Origin of the sequence: Robertmurraya mangrovi (genome assembly GCF_034427655.1) — a bacterium.
Classification (GTDB): Bacteria; Bacillota; Bacilli; order Bacillales; family Cytobacillaceae; genus Robertmurraya_A; species Robertmurraya_A mangrovi.
Map to the genome: position 1 here is coordinate 1 of NZ_JAXOFX010000020.1, position 11585 is coordinate 11585.

At 39.2% G+C, this 11585-nt stretch carries 8 protein-coding genes, 19 tRNA genes and 2 rRNA genes; all 29 read left to right on the plus strand.

What is annotated here, in order from left to right:
- A 23S ribosomal RNA gene (locus SM124_RS20390) occupies positions 1-128 on the plus strand; the annotation flags it as partial.
- A gap of 119 nt (positions 129-247) precedes the next feature.
- A 5S ribosomal RNA gene (gene rrf, locus SM124_RS20395) occupies positions 248-364 on the plus strand.
- A gap of 38 nt (positions 365-402) precedes the next feature.
- A tRNA-Glu gene (locus SM124_RS20400) sits at positions 403-477 on the plus strand.
- Positions 478-550: 73 nt separating this feature from the next.
- A tRNA-Val gene (locus tag SM124_RS20405) sits at positions 551-626 on the plus strand.
- Positions 627-675: 49 nt separating this feature from the next.
- A tRNA-Thr gene (locus tag SM124_RS20410) sits at positions 676-751 on the plus strand.
- Between the two features lie 173 nt (positions 752-924).
- Positions 925-1000 (plus strand) — tRNA-Lys (locus SM124_RS20415).
- A 107-nt stretch (positions 1001-1107) separates the two neighbouring features.
- Positions 1108-1192 (plus strand) — tRNA-Leu (locus SM124_RS20420).
- Between the two features lie 16 nt (positions 1193-1208).
- Positions 1209-1297, plus strand: a tRNA-Leu gene (locus tag SM124_RS20425).
- Between the two features lie 24 nt (positions 1298-1321).
- Positions 1322-1398 (plus strand) — tRNA-Arg (locus SM124_RS20430).
- Between the two features lie 28 nt (positions 1399-1426).
- Positions 1427-1503 (plus strand) — tRNA-Pro (locus SM124_RS20435).
- 11 nt (positions 1504-1514) lie between these two features.
- Positions 1515-1587: transfer RNA gene (locus SM124_RS20440), tRNA-Ala, on the plus strand.
- Positions 1588-1728: 141 nt separating this feature from the next.
- Positions 1729-1802: transfer RNA gene (locus tag SM124_RS20445), tRNA-Met, on the plus strand.
- Positions 1803-1820: 18 nt separating this feature from the next.
- Positions 1821-1913, plus strand: a tRNA-Ser gene (locus tag SM124_RS20450).
- Positions 1914-2087: 174 nt separating this feature from the next.
- Positions 2088-2161: transfer RNA gene (locus SM124_RS20455), tRNA-Met, on the plus strand.
- A gap of 10 nt (positions 2162-2171) precedes the next feature.
- Positions 2172-2247, plus strand: a tRNA-Asp gene (locus tag SM124_RS20460).
- A 48-nt stretch (positions 2248-2295) separates the two neighbouring features.
- Positions 2296-2368: transfer RNA gene (locus SM124_RS20465), tRNA-Phe, on the plus strand.
- 16 nt (positions 2369-2384) lie between these two features.
- Positions 2385-2468 (plus strand) — tRNA-Tyr (locus tag SM124_RS20470).
- A 50-nt stretch (positions 2469-2518) separates the two neighbouring features.
- Positions 2519-2594 (plus strand) — tRNA-His (locus tag SM124_RS20475).
- Positions 2595-2609: 15 nt separating this feature from the next.
- Positions 2610-2684 (plus strand) — tRNA-Gln (locus SM124_RS20480).
- Positions 2685-2710: 26 nt separating this feature from the next.
- A tRNA-Gly gene (locus SM124_RS20485) sits at positions 2711-2784 on the plus strand.
- Between the two features lie 5 nt (positions 2785-2789).
- Positions 2790-2863: transfer RNA gene (locus SM124_RS20490), tRNA-Ile, on the plus strand.
- 114 nt (positions 2864-2977) lie between these two features.
- On the plus strand, positions 2978-3355 hold the full coding sequence (locus tag SM124_RS20495) for a MazG nucleotide pyrophosphohydrolase domain-containing protein (protein WP_322448389.1): 378 nt from the start codon (positions 2978-2980) through the stop codon (positions 3353-3355).
- Between the two features lie 181 nt (positions 3356-3536).
- Positions 3537-4547 (plus strand): medium chain dehydrogenase/reductase family protein, encoded by a 1011-nt coding sequence (locus tag SM124_RS20500; protein WP_407691433.1) that lies wholly within the window; start codon positions 3537-3539, stop codon positions 4545-4547.
- Between the two features lie 19 nt (positions 4548-4566).
- Positions 4567-4953 carry a MerR family transcriptional regulator gene (locus SM124_RS20505; RefSeq protein ID WP_322448391.1) on the plus strand — a complete coding sequence of 129 codons (387 nt, stop codon included), beginning with the start codon at positions 4567-4569 and terminating at the stop codon, positions 4951-4953.
- 4 nt (positions 4954-4957) lie between these two features.
- Positions 4958-5671, plus strand: coding sequence for a response regulator transcription factor (locus SM124_RS20510; protein WP_322448392.1), 714 nt, complete (start codon positions 4958-4960; stop codon positions 5669-5671).
- Positions 5652-6647 (plus strand): sensor histidine kinase, encoded by a 996-nt coding sequence (locus tag SM124_RS20515; RefSeq protein ID WP_322448393.1) that lies wholly within the window; start codon positions 5652-5654, stop codon positions 6645-6647. Before SM124_RS20510 ends, SM124_RS20515 begins: the two co-directional genes overlap by 20 nt.
- Positions 6648-6786: 139 nt before the next feature.
- Positions 6787-7557: an ABC transporter ATP-binding protein gene (locus SM124_RS20520; RefSeq protein ID WP_322448394.1), complete on the plus strand. Its 771-nt coding sequence runs from the start codon at positions 6787-6789 to the stop codon at positions 7555-7557.
- On the plus strand, positions 7532-9412 hold the full coding sequence (locus tag SM124_RS20525; protein WP_322448395.1) for an ABC transporter permease: 1881 nt from the start codon (positions 7532-7534) through the stop codon (positions 9410-9412). The genes SM124_RS20520 and SM124_RS20525 overlap by 26 nt, the downstream gene beginning before the upstream one ends.
- 179 nt (positions 9413-9591) lie before the next feature.
- Positions 9592-11556, plus strand: a complete 1965-nt coding sequence (locus SM124_RS20530; RefSeq protein ID WP_322448396.1) for a methyl-accepting chemotaxis protein — start codon at positions 9592-9594, stop codon at positions 11554-11556.
- The last annotated feature ends 29 nt before the right edge of the window (positions 11557-11585 follow it).

Here is an 11585-nt window from a genome sequence, read left to right on the forward strand (position 1 = left end):
CTCAAGATGAGATTTCCCATAGCGCAAGCTAGTAAGATCCCTGAAAGATGATCAGGTAGATAGGTCAGAGGTGGAAGCATGGTGACATGTGGAGCTGACTGATACTAATCGATCGAGGACTTAACCATAACTTTAATGATGATTGTCAGTTATCTAGTTTTGAAGGAATAATGTTTTTTCACGGTAGTGAAAAGAACTTTCCTTTATGTTTTTTCACGAGAGTGATAAAAATTTTCCTTAATATTAGTCTGGTGGCGATGGCGAGAAGGTCACACCCGTTCCCATACCGAACACGGAAGTTAAGCTTCTCAGCGCCGATGGTAGTTAGGGGCTGTCCCCTTGTGAGAGTAGGACGTCGCCAGGCATACCCCATTTGGGGTTTTTATTATGTCATTTTTAAATGGCCCATTGGTCAAGCGGTTAAGACACCGCCCTTTCACGGCGGTAACACGGGTTCGAATCCCGTATGGGTCACCAAGATTTTTTTCGTAACGTAGTGGAGAAAAAAGAATCTTCCTTAAAACGTAGAAAAATAGAAACATTTATATATGGAGGATTAGCTCAGCTGGGAGAGCACCTGCCTTACAAGCAGGGGGTCGGCGGTTCGATCCCGTCATCCTCCACCAAGAATTTTTTACGGAACGTAGTGGAGTAAAAAGATTCTTCCTTAATGTTGCCGGTGTAGCTCAGTTGGTAGAGCAACTGACTTGTAATCAGTAGGTCGTGGGTTCGACTCCTATCGCCGGCACCATTTTTTTATTATTTCGAGCCATTAGCTCAGTCGGTAGAGCAACGAGCAAAGCTACTTGAATTGCTTCGAGTTGTACCCATCGAGCTGCTTCTTGCTTAATCCTCCTGAGATGGGGACATCGTAGATGCTTAACTTCAGAGAAGGATTAGAAAATATAGGCTAAATTATATTGAGAGCCATTAGCTCAGTTGGTAGAGCATCTGACTTTTAATCAGAGGGTCGGAGGTTCGAGTCCTCCATGGCTCACCAAATCTTTTTGCGTAAGCAAAAGAGATTTCCTTATTATGTTTTCGCGCTAGCAAAAAGAAGTTTCCTTTAAATTTGCGATAGCAAAAGAGATTTAATTTAATTACATTGCGGGTGTGGCGGAATTGGCAGACGCACTAGACTTAGGATCTAGCGCCGCAAGGCGTGGGGGTTCGACTCCCTTCACCCGCACCATGCTTATTCAATTAATGCCGGGGTGGCGGAACTGGCAGACGCACAGGACTTAAAATCCTGCGGTAGGTGACTACCGTACCGGTTCGATTCCGGTCCTCGGCACCAAGTTTTTAATTACATGTTTCATATGCGCCCGTAGCTCAATTGGATAGAGCGTCTGACTACGGATCAGAAGGTTATGGGTTCGACTCCTTTCGGGCGCGCCATTATTATCAAGCAGTTACAACTAGATATCGGGGAGTAGCTCAGCTTGGTAGAGCACTTGGTTTGGGACCAAGGGGTCGCAGGTTCGAATCCTGTCTTCCCGACCATTATTTTTTATGGGGCCTTAGCTCAGCTGGGAGAGCGCCTGCCTTGCACGCAGGAGGTCAGCGGTTCGATCCCGCTAGGCTCCACTTGAATTTTTCACGAAACGAAGTGTAGTGGAAAGAATTTTCCTTTTATTTTTTCCGTAACGTAGTGGAGTGAAAAAGAATCATCATTAAGTTACTCACGGTATCAAGTGTATTGAAAAAATACTACTTATATACTATTTTGGCGGTGTAGCTCAGCTGGCTAGAGCGTACGGTTCATACCCGTGAGGTCGTGGGTTCGACTCCCTCCGCCGCTACTATATTAATACACATTTGGAGGTATACCCAAGTCCGGCTGAAGGGATCGGTCTTGAAAACCGACAGGCGGGTCAAACCGCGCGGGGGTTCGAATCCCTCTACCTCCTCCATTTATTTTAAATATTATTATCGCGGGGTGGAGCACGACCGAATATGCTTCTTCGATTACTCTACAGCGCACTGATTGAGCCACCTCTTGAATTTGCTTTCTGAAATCAGGGCGGTTTTCAAAATAGATATGCTCATATAAATGAGCATAGATAAATTTTTATATATACTATTATCGCGGGGTAGAGCAGTCTGGTAGCTCGTCGGGCTCATAACCCGAAGGTCGCAGGTTCAAATCCTGTCCCCGCAATAATCCATCTGGTCCCGTGGTGTAGCGGTTAACATGCCTGCCTGTCACGCAGGAGATCGCGGGTTCGATTCCCGTCGGGACCGCCATCTTTATACAGCTAGTAATATACTGCTGTTAATATAGATTATTTTTGTGGCTCAGTAGCTCAGTTGGTAGAGCAAAGGACTGAAAATCCTTGTGTCGGCGGTTCGATTCCGTCCTGAGCCACCTTTTATTTTTATACGGAGGGGTAGCGAAGTGGCTAAACGCGGCGGACTGTAAATCCGCTCCTTAGGGTTCGGCGGTTCGAATCCGTCCCCCTCCACCAAAGCTTTTTACGAAACAAAGTGTAGTAAAATAGCTTAATAAGTTTTTATGGCGGTTGTGGCGAAGTGGTTAACGCATCGGATTGTGGTTCCGACATTCGTGGGTTCGATTCCCATCAGTCGCCCCATATTTCTTTTTTTATTGGGCTATAGCCAAGCGGTAAGGCATCGCACTTTGACTGCGACATGCGTTGGTTCGAATCCAGCTAGCCCAGCCATTTTATTTTACTTTTATAAATCCATTGCGGGTGTAGTTTAATGGTAAAACCTCAGCCTTCCAAGCTGATGTCGTGAGTTCGATTCTCATCACCCGCTCCAAATTGGGGCCTATAGCTCAGCTGGTTAGAGCGCACGCCTGATAAGCGTGAGGTCGATGGTTCGAGTCCATTTAGGCCCATCATAATACATAAATTTAGAACTAATCCTTTTGGGTTAGTTTTTTTTATGCAATTAATAGGCTTTTGGAGTAATCTAGTTTATATAAGTAAAAAATAATTTCCAGAGGTGTACAATGAAAGAAATGCAAGAGTTCTTAAAGAGTTATCACAAAGAAATGAATTGGGAAATAGATAGAGATGGTTATGAGAGTGCGCGTGCTTCTCTTTTAAATAACTACATGTTGTTGACAACAGAAGTTTCCGAAGTTGCAGAAGAACTTAGAAAGCTCTTCAATTTAACAAATAACAATATAAAACAAGGCATTGATGCAGAAGAATCATTTAGCCAAGCCAAAGAGACTGTTAGAGAGGATTTGGGTAAAGAATTTGCTGATTGCCTTGCATACATAATTAAGATTGCTAACTACTTTGAAATTGATCTAGAAGAAAGCTTTTATGAGAAAATGGAAGAAGTTAAAAATAGAAAAAATAAAGATATAAGATTGAAATAGGTTTAATGGATATTAGAGCACAGTTACTATCGAGCAGCTGTGCTTTTACCTTTGTACCTAGAGTATATTAAGTAAGATATTAAACGTATATATTCAGATATTACATTTTATTTACCCCTCCCACTTGACTTAGAGTTCACTCTAACCCTTACAATTCATGCAACTAACCAAAAAAGGAGAAATGCATGTGTTGTATTCAAAAGTAATAGTCACGAAATACGGAGGGCCAGAAGTATTGGAAATGGTAGAGGGATCACTGCGACCGCCATCAACAGGAGAGATACTACTCAAAGTTCAGAGTGCAGGTGTTGCCCTTGCCGACATTATGAGGAGGGAAGGAGTATATCCCATGTCACCACAACCTCCATTTACACCTGGATACGATGTTGTTGGAATGATAGATATGATTGGTGAAGATGTGACAGGTTTTAATTTGGGTGAAAGGGTGGGTGTCTTTTTTCAAGAAGGGGTTGGAGGTTATGCGGAATACGTATATGCAAATCCAATTCAACTAATTAAGATTCCAGACTCTATCAAGTCCAGCCATGCTAATGCTGTCCTCTTAAATTATGTTACAGCCTATCAAATGCTAAGGCGCATTGCTAAAGTAACGGAGGGAGAAACGATCCTGATTCATGGCGCAAGTGGTGGGGTGGGAACGGCACTTTTAGAGCTCGGAAAGTTATTTAACTTAAATATGTTTGGAACCGCCTCAAAAGCCAATCATTCCATCGTTTCCAAGTATGGCGCCTATCCAATTGACTATAAAAGTGAAGATTTCGTGGAGGTTTTAAGACACTGTGCACCGAATGGTATAGATGTAGTATTTGATCCAATTGGAGAAGAGAACTGGTCACGCTCCATTGAAACGTTAAGCCAAACTGGCCGTTTTATAGGCTATGGCTTTACTTCGGCGATAAAAGAAGGACCTTTTGATAACTGGCTAAAAGAATGGAAAGTTTTCCAAGAACGAGTTCAAAAAGACAAAGGTAATCCTATCTATTTTTATAGCGTTACAAATCTCAAAAAAGAAAAGCCAATATGGTATAAGGAAGACTGTCAATTACTCATGAGTTTATTAGAAAAAGGAAAAATCAAGCCTCATATAGCACATGAAATTCCTTTTAAGGATGTCAGGCTTTCTCATGAAATGATTCAAAAGTCTGTTGGTAAAATCATTCTTATTTTCTGAGAAAAGGAGATTAATCTGTATGTACTCAATTAGTGAAATCTCCAATCTTACAGGGATTTCAGCTTTTACTCTACGATACTATGAGAAGATAGGAGTTCTTCCAAATCCCAATCGAAAAAATGGAATTCGTGAATATAGTGAACAAGACCTTGAATTTATTCTATTTATCAACGGCTTGAAGAAAACGGGAATGAAGCTTGAAGATATTGCAAAGTTTTCAGAAGATGGTTGCCTAAAGTCACAAACGGAGGAGACCATCATTAGTGATACACTATCGAAGCGAATTGATATTTTAACAGAACACTTAGAAAGTCTTGAGCAGCAACTATCAGATATTCTTGCCGTAAAAAAAGTAGCTGAAGATAAAAAAGCTTTTTACTCAAGTATGTTACATAACAAGAGGTAAAGATATGAACAAAATCATGATTGTAGAGGACGATACAAAGCTAGCGGAGTTACTGAAATTGTATATTCAAAAATACGGCTATGAGGTTATAGCTGTAACTGATTTTGATCGAGTATTCGATATCTTCCAAGCTTACCAGCCTAATTTAGTTTTGTTAGATGTGAATCTACCGAAGTTTGACGGGTTTTATTGGTGTAGACAGATTCGTGCGGCCTCAACTTGTCCCATCATTTTTATTTCCGCTCGCTCAGGTGAAATGGATCAAGTAATGGCATTAGAATATGGTGCGGACGACTACATAACAAAACCATTCCATCATGAAATCGTTATTGCAAAAATAAAAAGTCAGCTTCGAAGGGCTTTCGGGGAATATGCCCCTAAATTAGAGGAACGAGTAATTAGTCATCACGACCTGATCTTGTACCCTGAAAGGTTAGAGTTAACAAAGGGAAGCAAAACGACACTACTAACAAAAAAAGAAGCAACTATACTAGAAGTTTTAATGAAGCGCTATCCTAAAGTAGTAAGCAGAGAATTACTCCTAGAAAAATTGTGGGACGATCAGTCTTTTGTAGATGAGAATACATTAAATGTGAATATGACTCGGGTGCGGAAAAAGCTACAGGAAATCGGGATAAATGACGGCATAGAGACGATCCGCGGAGCAGGATATAAACTGGTGTGGGAAAATAGCAAATATGAAACTATTCATTCGTGACCACTTGCCATTAGTCATTATCCATATTATCCAACTGTTTTTAGTACTACTGATCTATTGGTTGGATGGGTATCGAAATCTTCCAACAGCTTTTTATTCCATTTTCCTTGGTATGAGCATACTAACTGGTTATTTACTCTATCGCTATATCCGTTTACGGTCTTTTTACAATCGATTATCGAACCCTATGGAGACACTGGATGAATCCATAAACAAAAACGGAAATGCTCTTCTAGCTGAACAATTAAACGATCTTTTAAAGCATCAATATCGTCTGTATCAGCAGCAAATGAAGTTAGGTGAAAAGAAGCGTGACCAACATATAGCTTTTATGAACTTATGGGTCCATCAAATGAAAACACCTTTGTCTGTTATTGACTTAATCACACAAGAAGAGGATGACCCCCGGTTTCGCAGTATTAAAGAAGAAGCGGACCGTATGGGTAAGGGGATTGAGATGGCACTATATGCTGCTAGATTAGATGCCTTTGAACAGGATTTTGCAGTAGAGAGTGTCCATCTTCGTAAAATCATCGAGAGAGTTCTCCAAGAAAATAAGCGTCTTTTTATTAGAAACAAAGTCTTTCCAACTGTTGAAATCTCTGAACATATCATAGTAGAATCAGACGCCAAATGGTTAGCATTCATTTTAAATCAATTAATTACAAATGCAGTCAAATATACAGCCAACCTGCATCATACGATTACGATTCTAGCTAAACTAGAAGAACAAGAAATGATCCTTGAAGTAAAGGATTACGGTGTGGGGATACCATCCTCAGATATTAATCGAGTTTTCCAGCCTTTTTACACAGGAGAGAATGGAAGAAACTTTGGGGAGTCCACAGGAATGGGGCTTTATTTAACTTCGGAAGCATGTAAACATTTAGGCCATAAAATTGAGGTACAATCAGAGGTTGGACAAGGAACAACGGTTCGAATTGCTTTTCAATCTTATATACTCGAAGATGACTGACTATCTCGGTCATCTTTTTTTCTTTTGCGAAATCTTACAAAAGTGTAAGGGAAATGAAAGAAAAGTCGATAGGAAGCCACCGTTAAATTCGGTACACTTAACCTAGAAATGAAGAAGTCAGTGAAAGGAGTACTGAATCATGAACATGATGGAAGTACAGAATTTATGCAAAGTATATGAGGGGAAAGTTGCTTACCGTGCCCTTACAGATATTAATCTTACTATTAGACAAGGAGAGTTTGTTGGAGTAATGGGCCCTTCAGGTAGTGGAAAGACCACTCTTCTAAACCTTGTATCAACTATAGATACACCTACAACAGGAAACATTTTAATAGGCGGGAAGGATCCTCATTCATTAAAAATAAATGACTTAGCCAGGTTTCGGAGGAGAGAGCTTGGATTTGTGTTTCAGGATTTCAATCTTCTTCAAACTTTAACCGTGGAAGAAAATATAGTCTTACCTTTAACTCTCGATGGAGAAAGTGTGAAGGTAATGGATGAGAAGCTAGCCATTGTAGCTAAAAAGCTGGGAATTGACCATATTCTAAAAAAACGTACTTACGAAATTTCAGGTGGGCAAGCACAAAGAGCGGCCATTGCACGAGCGATTATCCATTCTCCTAAGCTACTGTTAGCCGATGAACCAACAGGAAACCTTGATTCAAAATCAGCAAAGGATGTAATGGAAACGTTAAGCACCATCAATCAAAAAGACGGAACTACTCTAATGTTGGTAACCCATGATGCGGTGGCTGCGAGCTTTTGTAACCGTGTTATTTTTATAAAAGATGGCCAACTATATAATGAAATTCATCGTGGAGAAAGTCGCCAAGTGTTTTTCCAAAAGATTATCGACGTACTTTCGTTGTTGGGAGGGAACGCACATGACCTTTCGACAATTCGCGTTTAATAACGTTATTCGAAATAAACGTATTTACGCCGGCTATTTTCTAAGTAGTGCCTTTTCGGTAATGGTGTTCTTTGTATACGCGATTTTTGCCTTTCATCCAAATCTAACAAATGAGAGCATTGGTTCACAGGTGGCAATCGGATTGCATTTTGCCGAATCAATTATCTATGTTTTTTCGTTTATTTTTGTACTGTACTCTATGAGTTCTTTTTTAAAGACTAGAAAAAAAGAGTTTGGTTTGATGGTCATGCATGGAATGACTAATAGACAGTTAAGAACTATGGTATTTCTAGAAAACATGCTTATTGGCTTTTTTGCTACCATTATGGGAATAGGAATTGGATTCATTTTAGCAAAATTATTGTTATTAATAGCTGAAAATCTATTAAATCTAGAGCAATCTCTATCCTTTTATTTCCCTACACATGCATTAATTCTTACTTTTGCAGCATTCATCATTCTCTTTATGGTTATATCTATCTTTACCGTTTCTGTGCTTAAAGGAAATAAACTGATTGATTTGATTAAAGGCAGTGTGAAACCTAAGGCGGAACCTAAATCGTCCGTTTGGCTGTCCTTATTAGCTATTTTACTTATAGGAAGTGGTTATGTTGTAGCTTTAAATGTGAAGGGAGCGGCTGTTAGTATGGCCATGCTACCCGTCACTACAGTCGTCATTATTGGGACATACTTTCTATTCACTCAGTTAAGTGTTTATTTTATTAAGAAGGGGAAACAAAGGAAAGGCATCTTCTGGAGAAAGACAAATATGATTCTTCTTTCAGACTTGGATTACCGAATGAAGGATAATGCCCGTACGTTCTTTTTTGTCGCTATTGTTTCAACCGTGTCTTTCTCGGCTATTGGGTCACTGGTCGGTTTCAAATCGATGATGACCAATATTTTTCTAGATGAAAATCCATTCGCATTCGAATATTCTAGTTCTAGTTCTTCCAACCATGACGAGCATCTACTTATACTCGAGGCTGCTCTTGATCAAGAGAATATTGAATATATGAAAGTTGAAGCCGTAATGAAGGATGTAACGCTAGTTGATCCAAATGAAAATACCACTATCGTGAAGTTGTCAGATTACAACGAAGTAGCAAAAGCTGCTGGGGAAAAAACGGTTCAGTTGAGCAAAAATGAAGCAATTCAAGTATTTTATAGCAATTCATTGATAGGTAGTGCCAATGAAGACAATCCATCTGTTGTTCTAGAGGATAACACAAATCTTCAGGTAGTGGAAAAAGTAAAATCTGTTACTTTACCTAACTTTACTAGTTATTTTGTAGTAGAAGATGTACTCTTTGAACAACTAAAGGGAGAAAAACAGATTACTTTTTTAGCCTATGACATTCCTAATTGGCAAGAAACAGAAGCTATAGGGAAAATGTTAACGAAAGATTGGTCGGCTAGTAATCAAAAAGAATTCAAATTTACATCGTTAGCTTATGATATGTATGTGATGAATCAGGGGTATAGTGCAATCATGTTCGTGGGCTTGTTCATTGGTGCTGTTTTCTTTGTAGCAGCAGGGAGCTTTCTTTATTTCCGTTTATATACCGATTTAGAGGAAGACAAAAAGAAGTTTTCCGCTATAATGAAAATGGGTTTAACGGAACAAGAATTAACTAAAGTAATCACACAGCAGTTAATGGTTTTATTCTTTGTTCCCATTTTAGTGGCTGTTGTTCATGGAGGTGTGGCACTGACCGCTCTGCAAAGAATGTTTGGTTATTCCCTATTGACCGAATCCATACTAGTGTTGGGAAGCTTCTTCCTTATTCAAGTAGTCTACTTTCTATTCATACGTACTACTTACATTAGAAATATAAAGTCTGAAATACTATAGTTTGAAAGGCCTTTTCCATAGAGAGAAGGCCTTTTGTATGTAAAAAATATAATGGTGCACATTAATAATAGACAATTGTACCTATGTTTTATATAATATTCTGCTTGTGATTATGTCGATAAATGTAATATTATGGTGATAACATATATTACTATAATACTAGAAAAGGATTGAGAACAATGCTTTCCAATTTGACTGTTAGAAGAAGGTTGGTTCTAACTGCTATTCTTACATTATTAATTCCATCTTTATTGATAGGTACTTTTTCTTATGTAGCAGCCAAAAAGGAGTTACAGGAGGTAGTTGTCAAAGATGCAAAAGAAAATACTGTACTTATTAACGACCTAATTAATTCAATTATTGGATCTAAATTAGTAGAAATTCAGCTCATGAGCTCTATGATTACAGGCTCAATCACTGAAGGCAACGATGAAATCAGTAAAGATTTAGGCAGTTTCGTCAGCAGCAATAAAAATATCCCATTAGCTTATTATGCGAATTCTCAGGGTGAAATCATTACTTCGCCACATGTGGACTTACCTGCAGATTTCGATCCGCGTCAAAGGGATTGGTATATGAAAGCTGTAGAAAATACAGGAAAGCCATTCGTTTCCTCACCGTATACAGATGTAGCTACAGGTGATATGGTGTTAACCGTGTCTCTTACTCTACCAAACAACGCAGGGGTAGTAGGGTATGATATTAATCTTAATGAATTAAGAGATGCCGTTGCTTCAAAAACCATTGGTAAAAAGGGTTACCCGTTTATCATGGACACGACTAAACTTATGATTATCCATCCAACGATAGAAGCAGGACAGGAAGGTGATTCAAGTCTAGCGGAGCCACTCTTTAAAAATAAGGAAGGTTATTTTTCTTATGAGATCGACGGAAACTCAAAAGAAATGGCGTTTACAACAAACGAGCTAACGGGCTGGAAAATAGCAGGTACACTTGATACGAATGAATTTGCTGAAACGGCAAGACCGATTTTAATCAATATGCTGACAGTGATTGTTGTCTGTATCATTTTAGGAATTACTCTTACTATTTTTAATATCAGAAGAATCGTAAATCCACTCGAAAAAATGGTCGAAGTCTCTAGTAAGGTTGCGCAAGGAGATTTAACCGAAACGATTGATCTAAAGGCAACTAATGAGATTGGTAAACTCAGCCATAGCTTTGACAGTATGATTTTATCATTAAGAGATTTAATTGGAAAAATTGATTCGTCATCAGAGCAAATCGCTTCTTCTTCGGTGCAGTTATCTGCAAATGTAGAAGAATCAACGAATATTACTCGTTCCATGGCAACATCCATTTCTGGAATGGCAAGTGGGGCTGAAACTCAAATGGCAAGTGCGGAAGAAAGTACAGCAGCAATGGTGGAAATTGCAGATGGGGTACAACATATTGCGAACCAGTCTTCCATTGCGAGCGAAGCGTCAATCGATGCAAATTCTAATGCAGAAGAAGGAAAACAATCTATTGATGAAGCTATTAAACAAATGGAATTAATTCAGAGTGTGGTTGAACAAAGTTCGAACGCAATTACGAAGCTAGGGGCAAGTTCAGAAGAGGTTGGAAATATCTTAGCAGTCATTACGGCGATCTCAGAACAAACCAATTTGCTTGCTTTAAACGCAGCTATAGAAGCAGCAAGAGCAGGAGAACACGGTAAAGGCTTTGCCGTTGTAGCAGATGAGGTCCGCAAGTTAGCTGAAGAATCAAGAAAATCTGCTCAACAAATTGCTGACATTGTACAATCTATTCAAGTTGAGACAAAAACAGCAGTGGAACTTATGGATAAGGGAAGAGTTCAAGTGGAGACCGGTAACCAAGTGATGAGGGAAACAGGTGAAAAGTTCACGAGTATACTAAACTCCATTCAAGAAGTAACAGCGAAAATTCAAGAGGTATCAGCCACATCTGAAGAATTATCAGCAAGTTCTGAGGAGGTAACCGCTTCTGTTCAAGAAATGACAAGCATCTCAACAGAATCAGCTAGCACAGCAAGCCAAGTAGCATCGGGAGCTCAGCAACAACTTTCTTCCATGGAAGAAATCAACTCTTCTGTTTCTGAATTAGCAGATGTGGCGAATGAATTGAAGCAAGCAGTCAGTACTTTTAAAATAAGTAAATAATTTTAATAGGTAAGTGCGTGAAGTAGTGC